The organism is Betaproteobacteria bacterium (assembly GCA_016791345.1).
GTDB lineage: Bacteria > Pseudomonadota > Gammaproteobacteria > Burkholderiales > JAEUMW01 > JAEUMW01.
Window position 1 is genome coordinate 1 of sequence record JAEUMW010000411.1, and the last position, 15194, is coordinate 15194.

The 15194-nt window shown below is 64.7% G+C and carries 17 protein-coding genes; 13 read left to right on the forward strand and 4 right to left on the reverse strand.

Features of this window, described 5'->3' with window-relative positions; translation table 11 throughout:
* The 11 genes from cadA to JNK68_15735 all read left to right on the forward strand — a co-directional run.
* A partial coding sequence (gene cadA, locus JNK68_15685; protein MBL8541786.1) for a cadmium-translocating P-type ATPase occupies positions 1–2302 on the forward strand: 2302 nt, incomplete at its 5' end.
* A 1-nt stretch (position 2303) separates the two neighbouring features.
* The gene (gene ccoS, locus JNK68_15690; protein ID MBL8541787.1) at positions 2304–2501 is read left to right on the forward strand and encodes a cbb3-type cytochrome oxidase assembly protein CcoS; all 198 of its coding nucleotides are present in this window, start codon (positions 2304–2306) and stop codon (positions 2499–2501) included.
* Positions 2502–2601: 100 nt separating this feature from the next.
* A complete protein-coding gene (ccoN, locus tag JNK68_15695) occupies positions 2602–4038 on the forward strand; it encodes a cytochrome-c oxidase, cbb3-type subunit I (protein ID MBL8541788.1) in 1437 nt (478 codons plus the stop codon).
* Positions 4039–4057: 19 nt separating this feature from the next.
* Complete coding sequence (ccoO, locus tag JNK68_15700; protein ID MBL8541789.1) at positions 4058–4678, forward strand: cytochrome-c oxidase, cbb3-type subunit II; 621 nt, start codon at positions 4058–4060, stop codon at positions 4676–4678.
* A 3-nt stretch (positions 4679–4681) separates the two neighbouring features.
* Positions 4682–4870 carry a cbb3-type cytochrome c oxidase subunit 3 gene (locus tag JNK68_15705; GenBank protein MBL8541790.1) on the forward strand — a complete coding sequence of 63 codons (189 nt, stop codon included), beginning with the start codon at positions 4682–4684 and terminating at the stop codon, positions 4868–4870.
* A 7-nt stretch (positions 4871–4877) separates the two neighbouring features.
* Positions 4878–5789 carry a cytochrome-c oxidase, cbb3-type subunit III gene (gene ccoP / locus JNK68_15710; protein MBL8541791.1) on the forward strand — a complete coding sequence of 304 codons (912 nt, stop codon included), beginning with the start codon at positions 4878–4880 and terminating at the stop codon, positions 5787–5789.
* A 50-nt stretch (positions 5790–5839) separates the two neighbouring features.
* A complete protein-coding gene (ccoG, locus tag JNK68_15715) occupies positions 5840–7288 on the forward strand; it encodes a cytochrome c oxidase accessory protein CcoG (GenBank protein ID MBL8541792.1) in 1449 nt (482 codons plus the stop codon).
* The gene (locus JNK68_15720) at positions 7285–7797 is read left to right on the forward strand and encodes a FixH family protein (GenBank protein ID MBL8541793.1); all 513 of its coding nucleotides are present in this window, start codon (positions 7285–7287) and stop codon (positions 7795–7797) included. Before ccoG ends, JNK68_15720 begins: the two co-directional genes overlap by 4 nt.
* Positions 7798–7827: 30 nt before the next feature.
* Complete coding sequence (locus tag JNK68_15725) at positions 7828–7956, forward strand: DUF3149 domain-containing protein (GenBank protein ID MBL8541794.1); 129 nt, start codon at positions 7828–7830, stop codon at positions 7954–7956.
* Positions 7957–7991: 35 nt separating this feature from the next.
* On the forward strand, positions 7992–8294 hold the full coding sequence (locus JNK68_15730) for a hypothetical protein (protein MBL8541795.1): 303 nt from the start codon (positions 7992–7994) through the stop codon (positions 8292–8294).
* Positions 8278–8580: a cytochrome C gene (locus JNK68_15735; GenBank protein ID MBL8541796.1), complete on the forward strand. Its 303-nt coding sequence runs from the start codon at positions 8278–8280 to the stop codon at positions 8578–8580. The genes JNK68_15730 and JNK68_15735 overlap by 17 nt, the downstream gene beginning before the upstream one ends.
* A 3-nt stretch (positions 8581–8583) precedes the next feature.
* Here JNK68_15735 and fnr read toward each other — a convergent pair whose 3' ends face one another.
* A complete protein-coding gene (gene fnr / locus JNK68_15740; GenBank protein ID MBL8541797.1) occupies positions 8584–9339 on the reverse strand; it encodes a fumarate/nitrate reduction transcriptional regulator Fnr in 756 nt (251 codons plus the stop codon).
* 114 nt (positions 9340–9453) lie between these two features.
* On the opposite strand from fnr, the gene hemN reads away from it, so the two are divergent.
* Together hemN and JNK68_15750 are read left to right on the forward strand one after the other, a co-directional pair.
* On the forward strand, positions 9454–10875 hold the full coding sequence (gene hemN, locus JNK68_15745; GenBank protein MBL8541798.1) for an oxygen-independent coproporphyrinogen III oxidase: 1422 nt from the start codon (positions 9454–9456) through the stop codon (positions 10873–10875).
* Between the two features lie 230 nt (positions 10876–11105).
* Positions 11106–11801: a prepilin-type N-terminal cleavage/methylation domain-containing protein gene (locus tag JNK68_15750; GenBank protein MBL8541799.1), complete on the forward strand. Its 696-nt coding sequence runs from the start codon at positions 11106–11108 to the stop codon at positions 11799–11801.
* A 144-nt stretch (positions 11802–11945) separates the two neighbouring features.
* Here JNK68_15750 and JNK68_15755 read toward each other — a convergent pair whose 3' ends face one another.
* From JNK68_15755 to JNK68_15765, 3 genes are all read right to left on the reverse strand, one after another.
* Positions 11946–13205, reverse strand: a complete 1260-nt coding sequence (locus tag JNK68_15755; protein MBL8541800.1) for a patatin-like phospholipase family protein — start codon at positions 13203–13205, stop codon at positions 11946–11948.
* A gap of 52 nt (positions 13206–13257) precedes the next feature.
* Positions 13258–14058, reverse strand: a complete 801-nt coding sequence (locus tag JNK68_15760) for an alpha/beta fold hydrolase (GenBank protein ID MBL8541801.1) — start codon at positions 14056–14058, stop codon at positions 13258–13260.
* A gap of 16 nt (positions 14059–14074) precedes the next feature.
* On the reverse strand, positions 14075–15194 hold a 1120-nt coding region (locus JNK68_15765), incomplete at its 5' end, for a dihydrolipoyl dehydrogenase (protein ID MBL8541802.1).

The following is a 15194-nucleotide window of genomic DNA, read 5'->3' on the forward strand; positions in this document are numbered from 1 at the left end:
GCCCGCGTTTCTCGACGAACTGCGGCTCTACGATGATCCCGCGGTCCAGCAGAGCTTCGTGCGCGAGGCCGCGCCGCACGTACGCGAGGCTGCCCTCATCCTCGAGGGCATCGCGTGCGCCGCCTGCGTCTGGTTGAACGAACAGCACATCGGCCGAATGCCCGGCGTCGTCTCGGTGGCGATCAACTACGCCACGCGCCGCGCCTACGTGCGCTGGGACGAGCGCCGTCTCAGGCTCTCCGACATCCTCAAGGCGGTCGCCGACATCGGCTACACCGCGCATCCCTTCGATACCGCGCGCTTCGACGAGGTCGCCCGACGCGAGCGGAAGATGGCGCTGTGGCGCCTCTTCGTCGCCGGCCTCGGCATGATGCAGGTGATGATGTACGCGTATCCGGCGTATATCGCCGATGGCGACATGAGCCCCGACATTGAGGGCCTGATGCGCTGGGCGAGCCTGATTCTGACGACACCGGTGGTGTTCTATTCCGCGGCCCCGTTCTTTCAGGCGGCGTGGCGCGACCTCGTGCAGCGTCGCGTCGGCATGGACGTGCCGGTTGCCCTGGGTGTGGCCGTGGCATTCATCGCGAGCGTCGTTGCCACGCTGCGCGGTGGCGGCGAGGTCTACTTCGACTCGATCACCATGTTCGTCTTCCTGCTGCTCGGCGGCCGCTTTCTCGAAATGAACGCGCGGGCGCGGGCCGGGCGCGCGGCGGAAGAACTGCTCAAGCTGATCCCGGCGTTGGCCGAACGTCTCACCGACTTTCCGCACGGTCGGGCGAGCGAACGCGTCGCCGTCTCGCAACTCCAGCCGGGCGACTGTGTGCTCGTCAAGCCGGGTGACTCGATTCCGGCGGATGGCGAGATCCTCGAAGGGACCACGGAAGTCGACGACTCACTGCTCACCGGCGAAAGCCGGCCGGTCCTGAAGACGCGCGGTGCTGCGCTCACGGGCGGTGCGGTCAACGTGACGAGCCCCGTGGTGATGCGCGTCACCCGCGTCGGCGCGCAGACCGTCGTCGCTGGCATTCTCCGTCTGCTGGATCGCGCGACGAGCGACAAGCCGGCGCTCGCCCGGCTCGCCGACCGCGCTGCCTCGGTGTTTGTGTCCGTACTGCTGGCCGTGGCCGCGGTCACGGCGATCGCGTGGGCCCTCATCGATCCCGCGCGAGCGCTCTGGGTGACCGTCTCGGTGCTGGTCGTAAGCTGTCCCTGTGCGCTCTCGCTGGCAACGCCGGCCGCCCTCACGGCGGCCACCGGGGCGCTCACCCGGCTCGGCGTGGTGGTGACGCGTGGGCACGCGCTGGAAACCCTCGCGCGTGCAACGCACGTGGTCTTCGACAAGACCGGCACGCTGACGCACGGCCGACTCGAACTGGCCGGCGTGGAAGTCCTCGGGAGCGGAACGGAACGCGACGCGCTGCGCCTGGCGGCCGCGCTCGAGCGCGGCTCTGAGCATCCGGTTGCCAATGCCATACTGCGCGCGGCGCAGGAGGCCGCGGTCGACGCTGCAACAGCGTGCGACATGCAAAACCTGCCCGGGGCCGGGGTGGAGGGGACGGTGGATGGCCGTGTGCTGCGGCTCGGCACCCCCGACTTCGTCGCGGCGCTGGCGGGGCCGCTGCCTGGCGCGCGCGTCGATGAAAGGGCGACGCTGGTCGGATTGGGTGGGCGCGAAGGATGGCTCGCGTTCTTCCGGCTGACCGACACCATACGTCCCGGAGCCGGCGCGCTGGTGGCATCGCTGGTCAAGTCCGGTCGCACCGTGGTGCTGCTGTCGGGCGACGGCACGGCGGCCGCCCGCGAGGTCGCCGCCGGCGTCGGCATCGGTGAGGTGGTGGCGGAAGTCACGCCCGCGCGCAAGCTCGAATACGTGCAAGGGCTGCAGGCGAGCGGGGCGGTGGTGGCGATGATCGGTGACGGCGTGAACGACGCGCCGGTGCTGGCCGCTGCCGCGATGTCCATCGCCATGGGCGGCGGCACGCCGGTGGCGCAGGGGACGAGCGACATGATCCTGTTGTCGAATCGTCTCGAGCATCTCGCCGCCGCCTTCGACATTGCCGGCCGGACACGGCGGATCATCCGCGAGAATCTGCTGTGGGCGGCCGCATACAACGTGGTGGCATTGCCGCTCGCCATTGCCGGTTACGTGACGCCGTGGATGGCGGGCCTCGGCATGTCCGCGAGCTCACTGCTGGTAGTGGTGAATGCCCTGCGCCTTGCCCGCCCGGATCGGCACGCCGCCGCGGGGCAGGCGGGCGCCACACTGGAATGTCGGTCTCTCGCACCGCGGGCGGGCTAGGATGGAGATTCTCTATCTCCTCATTCCGCTCTCGGTGACGCTGGTCTTTGCGATTGCGGTGGTGTTCTGGTACGCATTGAAGAGCGGGCAGTTCGACGATCTCGAAGGCCCTGCGCACCGGATCCTGATGGACGACGACGGCCCCGGTGCGACGGGCGGTGGTTCCCCCGGAGGGCGCCTTGATCTGGATCAAAAGTAAGTGATGACCCTTCCCGTAACATGGGCGCCGGGTTGCGTCCGCCCCAGGCGCTTGCGCCCTGGCAACAGAAATTCTTCAGAACGTTAAGGAGACGTGGAACATGAGTTCGCAGGCGACTACCTACAACTACACCGTGGTCCGGCAATTCGCCATCATGACCGTCGTGTGGGGGATCGTCGGCATGCTGGTCGGTGTCATTGCGGCTGCCCAGCTCATCTGGCCGGATCTCACCCACGGCATACCGTGGCTTTCGTACGGGCGCCTGCGACCTTTGCACACCAACGCGGTGATCTTCGCGTTCGGTGGCTCCGCGCTCTTTGCAACGTCCTACTACGTCGTGCAGCGCACGTGTCACGCGCGACTCTTCTGTGACAAGCTCGCGGCCTTCACGTTCTGGGGCTGGACCCTGGTCATCGTGCTCGCGGCGATCACGCTGCCGCTGGGGATCACGACGTCGAAGGAATACGCCGAGCTCGAATGGCCGATCGACCTCCTGATCGCCGTCGTCTGGGTGTCTTACGCGATCGTCTTCTTCGGCACCATTCTCAAGCGCCGCACGCCGCACATCTACGTGGCGAACTGGTTTTTCGGCGGCTTCATCCTGACTATAGCGCTGCTGCACATCGTGAACAGCGCCGAACTGCCGATCGCGTTCTCCAGCTGGAAGTCGTATTCCGTCTATTCGGGATCGCAGGACGCGATGGTGCAGTGGTGGTACGGGCACAATGCCGTCGGCTTCTTCCTGACCGCAGGCTTCCTCGGCATGATGTACTACTTCGTGCCGAAGCAGGCAGGTCGCCCGGTCTATTCCTATCGGCTGTCGGTGGTGCACTTCTGGGCGCTGATCTTCACCTACATGTGGGCCGGTCCGCACCATCTGCACTACACCGCGTTGCCCGACTGGACGCAGTCGCTCGGCATGGTGTTCTCGCTCATCCTGCTGGCGCCGTCGTGGGGTGGCATGATCAACGGCATCATGACGCTGTCGGGTGCGTGGTACAAACTGCGCACGGATCCGATCCTCAAGTTCCTGATCGTGTCGCTGTCGTTCTATGGCATGTCGACGTTCGAAGGCCCGATGATGTCGGTGAAGACGGTGAACGCACTGTCCCACTACACCGAATGGACCATCGGCCACGTGCACTCCGGCGCGCTCGGCTGGGTGGCGATGATTTCCATCGGCAGCATCTACTACCTGATTCCGCGGCTCTTCGGCCGCAGCGAGATGTACAGCGTCAAGCTGATCACGCTGCATTTCTGGGTCGCGACCATCGGTGTCGTGCTGTACATCGCGGCGATGTGGATCGCTGGCGTGACGCAGGGTCTCATGTGGCGTGCCGTGAACCCAGACGGAACACTCACCTACAGCTTCGTGGAAGCGGTGAAGGCGATGTATCCCTTCTACGGTATCCGCCTGCTGGGTGGCTTCCTCTTCTTCTCTGGCATGCTCATCATGGCCTACAACGTCGTGAAGACGGTCGCCGGTCACAAGGCCGTCGACGCGCCGATTCCGGCGGTGGCCGGCGCCCACGCCTGACCTTAGGAGCGAACAAAAAATGGCTGGGACCTATTTTCACGACAGAATCGAACGCAACACCGGGCTCATGATCGTGCTGACCATCCTGACGGTCGCCGTCGGGGGTCTGGTCGAGATCGTGCCGCTGTTCTTCCAGAAATCGCAGATCGAGCCGGTGGCGGGTCTGAAGCCTTACACCGCATTGCAGCTCGCGGGGCGGGACGTGTACGTCCGGGAGGGGTGCTACACGTGTCACTCGCAGATGGTGCGTCCGTTCCGTGCAGAGACCGAGCGCTACGGGCATTTCTCGGTGGCCGGTGAGTCGGTGTACGACCATCCGTTCCAGTGGGGCAGCAAGCGCACCGGCCCGGATCTGGCGCGCGTCGGCGGGCGCTACTCGGACGAGTGGCACCGCGTGCACCTCAATCAGCCGCGCGATGTTGTCCCCGAGTCCAACATGCCGGCCTATCCGTGGCTCCTGCAGACGGTGCTCGACGGCAAGGACATGCCGCTCAAGCTGAAGGCGATGCGCACGCTCGGCGTACCGTACACGGACGAGGACATCACTGGTGCCACTGCCGCGGTCGCCGGCAAGACCGAGGTGGAGGCGCTGATCGCCTATCTGCAGGTGCTCGGCACCTCACTCAAGTCGGCGAGGTAGGTGATGGACGTCAACGATATCCGGTCGGCCATGACGGTGATCATGTTCGTCGTATTCCTCGGCATCGTCTTCTGGGCGTTCAGCGGCAGGCGCAAGCGTGCCTTCGACGAGGCCGCGAACCTGCCATTCGACGAGGACGACTCGATGGTTGCCGGCAAGTCTCGGAATACCTCAAAAGAAAACGGAGCGTAGGAGAAAAATGAGCGAGTTCACGAGTGGATTCTGGAGCCCCTACATCGCCATCATCACGCTGGCGAGCGTGATCGGCTGCGCGGTGTTCCTCAAGGCTACCGGCGGCAAGAGGCGGCCCGGGGGCGAGAAGCTCACCACGACCGGTCACGCCTGGGACGAGGATTTGCAGGAGTGGAATAACCCGCTGCCGAAGTGGTGGACCTACCTGTTCTATCTCACGGTTGTGTTCGGGCTCGTCTATTTGCTGCTCTATCCGGGGCTCGGTTCGTTTCCGGGGCTGCTCGGCTGGACCTCGGTGGGGCAGTACGAGCGTGAGCGGGAAGTGGCCGCGAAGGAATACGATCCCATCTATGAGAAGTTCTCCAAGATGGACATTCCTGCTCTGGCCGAGAATGCCGAGGCGCGCGAGATGGGCCAGCGGTTGTTCCTGACCTACTGCTATCAGTGCCACGGCTCCGACGGACGCGGCGCCAGGGGATTCCCGAACCTCACCGACGGCGACTGGCTGTACGGCGGGTCGCCGGAGGCCATCCAGACGACGATCCTCGACGGTCGGCACGGCATCATGCCGCCGATGATCGACGCGGTGGGTGGAGCGGAAGGCGTCAAGGCCGTCGCCAACTACGTGCGCGAGATTTCCGGTCAGAAGCCGTTCGATCCGGTGCTTGCGGCCGAGGGCAAGGAGAAGTTCGTCGTCTGTGCGGCGTGCCACGGACCCGACGGCAAGGGCAATCCCGCGATCGGTGCACCCAATCTGACCGACAACATCTGGCTCTACGGCGGCTCGCTCGCAACCATTACCGAGACCGTCACCAAGGGCCGCAACAATCAGATGCCGGCGTGGAAGGATCTGCTCGGGGAAACCAAGGTCCACATCCTTGCAGCCTATGTCTACTCGCTGTCGCAGCAGAAGAAATAGATGGGCGTAATGGCGGCGACTGGGAGGAGTCGCCGCGGGGGAAGACGAGAATGAGCAGTCCGCTGCCGAAGGTGCCGCTACCACAGGTTGAGCCCAACGAGCTGGAGAGCGAGCTTTACGAAGTTCGCAAGACCATCTATCCGCGTGCGGTGCACGGCCTTTTTGCCAAATGGCGCTGGGGCCTCGTCATCTTCACGCAGGTGATCTTCTACGGGCTGCCCTGGCTCATGTGGAACGGCCGGCAGGCCGTGCTCTTCGATCTGGGCGCCCGCCGCTTTTATATCTTCGATCTGGTGTTGTGGCCGCAGGACTTCATTTTCCTGACCGGACTGCTCATCATCTCGGCGCTGTCGCTGTTCCTCTTCACCGCAGTGGCCGGGCGCCTGTGGTGCGGTTACGCCTGCCCGCAGACCGTGTATACCGAGCTTTTCATGTGGATCGAGCACCACGTCGAGGGCGACCGCAGCAAGCGGATGAAGCTCGATCGCGAGCCGTGGAGCGCGCACAAGCTCGGCATCAAGGCAGCCAAGCACGGCATCTGGATTGCGGTGGCCCTGTGGACGGGTATCACCTTCGTCGGTTACTTCACGCCGATCCGTACGCTGCTCGGCGAATTCATCAGTTTCAATCTCGGTCCCTGGGAAGCGTTCTGGGTCTTCTTCTATGGCTTTGCCACCTATGGCAACGCGGGCTGGATGCGCGAGCAGGTGTGCAAGTACATGTGCCCGTACGCGCGCTTCCAGAGCGTCATGTTCGATCCCGATACGCTCGTCATCACCTACGATCCCGGGCGCGGGGAACCGCGCGGCTCGCGTGGCAAGAGCGTGGACCACCGGGCGAAGGGTCTTGGCGACTGTGTCGACTGTGAGATCTGCGTGCAGGTCTGCCCCACCGGCATCGATATCCGCAACGGGTTGCAGTACGAGTGCATCGCCTGCGGTGCCTGTATCGACGGCTGCGATCAGGTGATGGACAAGATGGGTTACCCGCGTGGCCTGATCCGTTACTCCACCGAGAATGCGATGCAGGGCAAGCATCCGGAGGAGCCGACGGCGCTGCGCAAGATAGCCTCGCACCTGCTGCGGCCGAGAGTGCTGATCTACTCCGCGATCCTCGCGACCGTGGTGGTGGCGATGACGGCATCGCTCGCCATGCGGGTGCCGGTCAAGCTGAACGTGCTCAAGGACCGCGCCAATCTCGTACGCGAAGCGAGCGACGGCTGGGTGGAGAATGTCTACCGTCTGCAGATCATGAACACCGCCGAGTCGGGCCACCGGTTCCAGGTGTCGGTGCGCGGCTTGCCGGACGTGCGGCTCGTCAGCGAGACTCCGGTGGTGACGGTGGCGGGGGCGTCATCAGTCGTCGTGCCGGTCAGCGTGCAGGTGGATCCGGCCGCGGTTGCGCCTGGCTCGCACCGCATCGACTTCGAAGTCCGTGCGGTCGACAATGAGCGCTTGAGCGCCAGTTCCAATTCCAGCTTCTACGTGCGAGCGCCATGAGACCGTCGACAGCGTCGCGTGTCTGGTACCGCGAGCCGTGGCCGTGGTTTCTTGCGGCGGGGCCGTTTACCGTGGTCGTGGCCGGCGCCATCACCGTCTGGCTTGCCGTAAAGAGCGACGATGGGCTGGTGGCGGACGACTACTACAAGCAGGGGCTCGCCATCAATCAGGTGATCCGGCGCGACCAGACGGCTGCGGAACTTGGCTTGCGCGCGAACGTGCAGTGGAACTTCGACAATCAGCGGGTCAGGGTCTACCTGCGCAGTGACGCGACTGCCCCGCTGCCGGATACGATCGTGTTGCGCGTGCTGCATCCGACCCGGGCCGGTGCCGATCAGGCGGTGACCCTGCGTGGCGCTGGCGGCGGTGTCTACGATGGAGCGCTCCTGCCGTTGCGCAACGGTCGCTGGCTGTTGGGCCTGGAAGATGGTGCGCAGACGTGGCGTCTGATGGGAGAAATGTTCGCACCGCGGGACGCGGAAGTCACCCTGGTGCCGCAGCCCGTGTGACTTGAACGAAACCGATCGGGGGAAACGGAAATGGCCTGGAGTGAGCTGTTCGGGAGTGCAGTGGGGCTTGCAAGCCTGTTGACGATCGTCGGCGTCATCGCCATCGGCTACGGTTTCTATCGCTTCATCAACAACAAGATAGACGAAGAGAGCAAGTGAGCAGCCCCGCGCCGCCGTCAGCCGGAGAGAACACCATGGGGCGCAGGCTCATCTGGGTGTTGTGGCCGGCATTCATCGTCGGTGGGCTGATGACGATGATTTTCTTCGCCCTCGTCGATCCGGATGATATCGGCCTTTTCGGACGCTCCTTCGGCCTCGATCGAACAGCCGTCTACTCGATCGGCTTCTTTTTCTTCTGGGCGTTCGCGGCGGGGTCGAGCGCACTCACGTGCTTTCTGCAGCGATCGCCGTTCGAGATCAATCGCTGTCCGTTGCCGCCGGTCGGGAGACCGTCAGGATGCCCCAAGCGCGAAGGCCCTGATGACTGCTGTGGTTGAGTTGGTGCACGGGATTCTCCGGTTCGTGCTCGCAGCGGGCTTGGCCGTCGGCGCTCCCGCGATGTGGGCGCAAGGGCTGGAATCCCGCGGCGAAGCGCTGTACGCCAACCATTGCGTTGCCTGTCACACCTGCAAGGCACACACGCGACGCGATCCCATCGTGCGCAACCTCGCGGAGCTTGCGCAGCAGGTTGATCGCTGGCAGGCCAATCAGAAACTCGGCTGGACGCCGGAGGACCGTGCCGCCGTGGTCGACTATCTCAACCGGGTCTTCTACAGGTTCTGAACGCTAGCTACCCTGGCAGCGGTGCTGCTGGCCGATCACCGCCTTGAGGCCGACCGCGTCCCTGAATTCGATGTACTTGTTCTGGACGCTGATAAGCCCTTCTTCCTGAAACTTGGAGAACACGCGGCTCACGGTTTCGAGCTTGAGCCCGAGATAGCTGCCGATCTCCTCACGCGTCATGCGCAGGTGGAAGGACGTGCCGGAATAGCCTCGCACCAGGTAGCGCTGCGAAAGATTCAGCAGGAAGGCGGCGAGCCGTTCTTCCGCCTTCATGCTGCCCAGGAGCAGCATCACACCGTGGTCACGCACGATCTCGCGACTCATGATCTTGTGCAGGTGGCGCTGCAGGATGGGGACGGTGCGCGAGAACTCTTCCAGCGTCGCGAAGGGAATCTCGCAGATATCGCTGTCCTCGAGAGCGACCGCGTCGCACGTGTGGACATCGGTGCTGATCGCATCCATGCCCACGAACTCGCCCATCATGTGAAAGCCGGTCACCTGCTCACGACCGTCGTCGTGCAGCACGTAGCTCTTGAGAAAGCCGCTGCGCACGGCGAAGAGAGAGCGGAAGGGCACCCCCGCGCGATAGAGATAGTCACCGCGACGCAGGTAGCTATGGTGCTCGACGAGGCGGTCTAGCTTGTCAACCTCGGATGGATCGAGGCCGATCGGCAGACACAGCTCCTGCAGGCTGCACGTCGAGCAGACACTCTTGAGATGCGCAAAGTCGATCTGCTTCAGGATGGTCCTTGACGCCATGATCGAGGTTTCTCGTGACTTTCTAACTATGGCATGTTCCTTGACCTAGATCAAACGGCTCCCCGGGGTGCGCTGGCATAGTGACCTGCAGGAAGTTTTGCACACACAAGGCACATGCTCTCGTTGGGGAACGTCGTGGCAAATCTGGATCGATCCTCCGCTCTGGAAGTCGACCTCGATCTGATCCGTCGCCTCGACCGCAAAGGTCCACGCTACACCTCGTACCCGACGGCCGACCGTTTCGTCGAGGCCTTCGATGCCGATGCGTACAGCATATGGGCCGCGCAGCGCAACGTCGGACCCGTCAGACGGCCGCTGTCGATCTACGTGCACATTCCCTTCTGCAACACGCTCTGCTTCTACTGTGGCTGCAACAAGATCGTCACCAAGGATGTGACGAAGGCGACCACCTATCTCGACTATCTGTTCGCCGAAGTGCGCATGCAGAGCGCGCTCTTCCGTGAGGAGCCGCGCGTCGAGCAGCTGCACTGGGGCGGTGGCACGCCGACGTTTCTCACGCACGCGCAGATGCGGATGCTCATGGAATGCACGCGGGAGAGTTTCGATCTCGCCCCCGACGGCGAATACTCGATCGAGATCGATCCGCGCAAGGTCAGCGAGGACACCGTCGCACTCCTGCGCGCGCTCGGTTTCAACCGCATGAGTCTCGGCGTGCAGGACTTCGAGCCGGACGTGCAGCACGCGGTCAACCGTGTCCAGAGCGAGGAAGAAACCGAGCGTGTGGTGAATGCGGCGCGTCGCGAAGGATTCCGTTCCATCAGCATCGATCTCATCTACGGGCTGCCCAAGCAGACCGTGATGAGCTTCAACCGGACGCTGGAGAAGGTGCTCACGCTGCGCCCTGACCGCATCGCGGTCTACAACTACGCGCACCTGCCGGTTCTCTTCAAATCGCAGCGCCGCATCCGCGAAGAGGATCTGCCGCTGCCGGAAACAAAGCTGCAGATTCTCGGTCTCGCCATCCGCCGTCTGACCGACGCGGGATACGCCTACATCGGCATGGATCACTTTGCCCTGCCCGAGGACGAGCTCACGATCGCGCAGGCGCAGGGGCGACTGCACCGCAATTTCCAGGGTTATTCGACGCACGCCGACTGCGATCTGGTGGCGCTCGGGGTCTCCGCGATCGGCAAGATCGGACCCACCTACAGCCAGAACCATCGAACGCTGGAGGATTACTACGACGCGCTCGATCGCGGTGAACTGCCCGTCATGCGCGGGATCGAGCTCTCGGCCGACGATCTCGCGCGACGCGCGATCATCCAGTCGCTGATGTGCCACTTCGAGCTTTCCACGGAATCGATCGAGACTGCCTACCTGCTCGACTTCGAGAGCTATTTCCGGCAGGAGCTGGAGGACTTGAAGCTCTATCAGGCGGAAGGCCTGATCGACATCGAGCGCGGCTGGCTCGGGGTGACGCCGAAGGGGCGGCTCCTCATCCGCAACATCTGTATGGTCTTCGACCGCTATCTGCGGGCTGGCGAGGACCGCGCACGCTATTCAAAAGTGATATAAGGCGGCTCAGGGAAAGGAATGGGGCCGCCCGCGGGCGGCCCCTACCTTTTTGTAGCACCCGTTCTGAAGAACGCCGCCGCTTCAGCCGCCGGTCTCCTGCTGGCAGAATCAACGGTTGCGCCAGTGCCCTCCACTTCACGGAAAATGACCGGGATGCGCGGGATGAGCTCGGACGGTTCGCGAATGCCATCGCTTCGACGCCGCAGTTCGTTCGGTGGCAAGGGTGTCTCATGAGATCCGGTGATCATCGTGCGAGCCTGCACGCAGGAGTGGCTGCGGCGGACGGCTTCACGCTGGTCGAGCTCGCCATCGTCCTCGTCGTTCTCGGGTTGCTCGTCGGCGCCGTGATGAAGGGTCAGGAACTCATCACCGGTGCGCGAGTGCACAACCTCATCGCGATGCAAACCGGAATCAAGGCTGCGTTCTTCGGGTTTCAGGATCGGTATCGCGCGTTCCCGGGGGATTATCGCGGCGCGACTCAGAACATTCTCGGCGCCGCCGGCGACGGCAACGGCAACGGTCGCGTCGAAGCGAGCGGCAGCCCCCTGGAGACCCTCCTGGTCTGGGATCATCTGTCGAAGACCGGGATGCTGAACTACGCCTTCGATGCGGCAAGCGCGAGCTCCCATGCGTCGGCGACGACGCCGGCCAATGCTTACGGCGGCTTCTTCGACCTGGCGTACGACAACGCGTACCTGGACCTGGGCGCGCCGGCGAGCCGGCACAACCTCAAGACCGGCGGTCAACTGCCGGTCAGGATGCTGGCAGAGGTGGATCGGAAGATCGACGATGGCAGCGCTGCGAGGGGATTATTTCGGGCCACTTCGGCGTTCGGTGCGGGCGGCCTCGGGAACTGCTGGAACGCGGCGGGGGGCTGGGCGGAGGAGACGGGCTTCGTGAACTGCGCAGGGGCCGAGATCTTCTGAACTCGCGACGAGTCACCTGAGGCGATCGAAGAAGTCCACGTCGGGCCACGTGTTCACGTTCTGGATCGCACGCTTCATGCCGGCGCGGCCAGCGCCGCGAGAATCGACGAACCGCTTCGCGTCACCCCCGCGCGCGAGATCAGGTCATTTGTGCTCGGGATAGCGAGCGTCGAAAGGGTAGGCGATGAAATCGTCACCGAGCCGGCGCCAGTTGCCGAGCCAATCCGCGGCGACCTGCTGGCCTTCCTCGCGCAGCTTCGCGTAGTGGGTCGCGCTGCGGTCGTACTTGGAGGTGTGACACAGCCCCCACGCCGTCTCGGAAGTCATCTTGATCGTCCGTACCTTCACGATCTTGTGCTTGTTGAGCGGTGGGTGCAGATCGCCGAACTGTTCGATCCAGCGATTGATGGTGAGGATGTGATCGAGTTCCTGATTGAGGGCCAGGTTGCCGGCGAGATCGTTCTCGCGATCGCGGATCAGGTCGAGCCCGATGTCGATGGTGGGATAGGCGAACTCCTGCGGATTGATGCGCACGACCCAGATCTCATCCGGCTTGTCGTCCTTGTCATCCGCATCGAGCAGGTCACGCACGGGCGGATTCTGCGAGTAGAGACCGTCCCAGTAATAACCGTTGCGGGTGACCGTCTTGCCCGGTTCGCAGGTGGGGAAAACGGTGTCCGGAATCTTCTGCGCGGGGAGAACTTCGGGCAGGGTGCCAGAGGCGGCGACGCCCTCGAGCGAGAGGGGGCGCCGCATGCGCCAGCGCGTGGTTTCGTACTGCTGGAGCTTCTCGCCACCCGGATGCAGGCCCAGCTTCTCCAGCGTCTTGTCCGAGTCGAAGAGCTCGAAGTTGCCGCTCAGCACTTCGATCGCACCGACCATGACACGGCGGTTCGCGCGGACCACGCCCGGCCAGTCGATGGCATCGAAGTGCGGGCACACGAGCGTCAGGAGATCGGAGAAGTGCAGGTACTCCGGGCGCACGCCCATCATCGACAGCCCGGCCAGGCCGAGCCTGCCATACGGGCCGTAGGGATTGGAGGAGGCGACCGGCATCCCCTTGGCGGTCCATTGCATGAGGCTGCTCACCATCTGGTTGTGGGTGATCTCCACGGGTGAGGCGGCGGCAAACGTGGTCCACAGGAAGTCGAGGCGTTCGATCGCCTTGTCGAGCGTGCCGCAGTCGGGATCGGCGGTATTGGGAGCCAGGCCGTACCAGGTGGCGAGCGCGCACAACGCCCCGGCCGAGGTGCCGCTCAAGGCGACGACGTCGAACTTGTCCCCCCGGTTCGCGGCTGCGTCCCAGACCTGCTTCGTGCGCAGGATCTCGGTCAGTACGCCCCAGGTGAATGCTGCGTGCGTGCCGCCTCCCTGGCAGGCGATCGCGACTTTCTTCACGGTCATGACGGATTCTCCATTGTCTTGCGTGTGACTGACGCCGCAATCGGCGCGGGCGCTACCAGGACTGCTGGCCGAGCCAGTGCAGGATTTCGCTTGCGGCTCGCTCCCAGTGCCGGTCGAGCATGATGGTGTGCCCTGCACGCGGCACCTCGACGAGCTTGGCGTTCCAGCGGATGGCGGAGAAGCAGAGCAGGCTGGGCGGGAAGACCGCATCGCATTCACCGCCGAGGACGAGCGCGGGAATCCGCGGCAGGCGGCGCGGCGCGCGCAGGCCAAGCAGCGTGAGCTCCGTCACGGCACGGCTCGATTCGGGCTGGAAATGGACCTGGAAGCGCACCAGTTCTTCCGGGCTCATGTCGGGCGAGTAGTAGATGTCGCGCATGAGCCGCAGCGTCTTGGCGGTGTAGCGGCCCTGGCTCGCCCGCGAGACCTCGGTGAAGAACGCGGGTTCCGCGAGGGCGAGCTTCATCGCCGCCGCCAGCGTGCCCATGGCGGGCACCGGGGACATCAGCACGGCTGCCCGGACCGGCTCGCGCTCCGCCACCCGCTCCGCGATCGAGGTGCCCATGGAATGCGCAAGGAGGATGGGCGGCTCACCGAGCGCAGCGGCGGTGCGCGCGACGTCTGCGGCGTAATCGTCGAGTCCGAAGCTGTTCAGGTGCTCGCGCCCTTCACTCGCGCCGTGACCGGACAGGTCCAGGGCATGACACTCGAAACCGTGACGGCTGAAGTAGGGGAGGAAGTACACGTCCCAGCAACTCGCGCTGACATAACCGCCATGCACGAAAAGCAGCGGCGGATGGCGCGAGGCACCGGCGGCGCGTCGGTACAGGGTGTGCAGTCTGCGAGGGTTCATGCGACTTTCGATCCTTTCACGTGCCCGCGGACTCCGCCATGTCCTCGGGGCGGCATTCGCCCGACACCCGCAATTGCTCGGCGAGGTCGCGCAGCGCGGTGCGCAGGCCTTCCTCCAGCACCGGATGGTAGAACGGCATCGCGAGCGCCCGCTGCACCGTCAGGCGCTGCTGCACTGCCCAGGCGATGAGGTGCGCCATGTGCTCCATCCCCGGCCCGAACATCTCCGCGCCGATCAGCGTGCACGTTGCGGTTTCGGCGTAGATCCGCGCGAGACCGCGGTTGCGGGCCGCCACCCGCGCCCGTCCCTGATCCTCGAAGGAGACGGTGCCGATCGCGTGTCGTCCCGCGGGCAATTCCGAATGGCGCTTGCCGACCAGCGCCATCTGCGGATCGGTGAAGGCGACGGCGAGCGGTGTGCGGCGCTCGTGGCTCACCACATTCGGCCAGCGGACCGCGTTCTCGCCGGCGATGCGACCTTCGTCGGCCGCCTCGTGCAGCAGCGGCTGATTGCCGTCGACGTCGCCCGCAAGAAAGATCGGCGTATTCGCGCACTGCGCCGTCTGCGGGTTGACCGGCGGCAGACCCTGGTCGTCGAGCGGCAGACCGGTCGCTTCCAGGCCGAGGCCGGCGAGGCGCGGGCGCCTGCCGGCCGCCACCAGCACCTGCGCGAAGCGCTCCCCGTGTTCCGCGCCCTGCGCATCGCGCCAGCGCAGCAGAATGTCCCGTTCGCCGGGCTCGGGCTCCAGCATCTTCACGCCGAGCCGCAAATCGAGGTCGGCGCGGAGCTCGTGCTCGGCAACGCGCCTGACTTCGGGATCGGTGAACCCGGTGACTTCGGCGAACGGGTTGAAGAACGCGACGCGCACGCCGAGGCGCTGCAACGCCTGGCCGAGCTCGAGCGCGATGACGCCGGTGCCGATGACGGCGAGACTCTCGGGCAGCTCCGTGAGCTCGAACACATCGTCGCTCACGAGGATGCGGCTGCGGATGCGGTCGAACGGCGGCGGCACGAAGGGCTCGCTGCCGGCCGCGACGATGACGCTTCGCGCCTCGACGCGAACGCGATCGTCGACTGTGAGCGTGGTCGGCCCGATGAAGCGGGCATGACCCGAAAGCCGCTGCGCCTCGGGGATC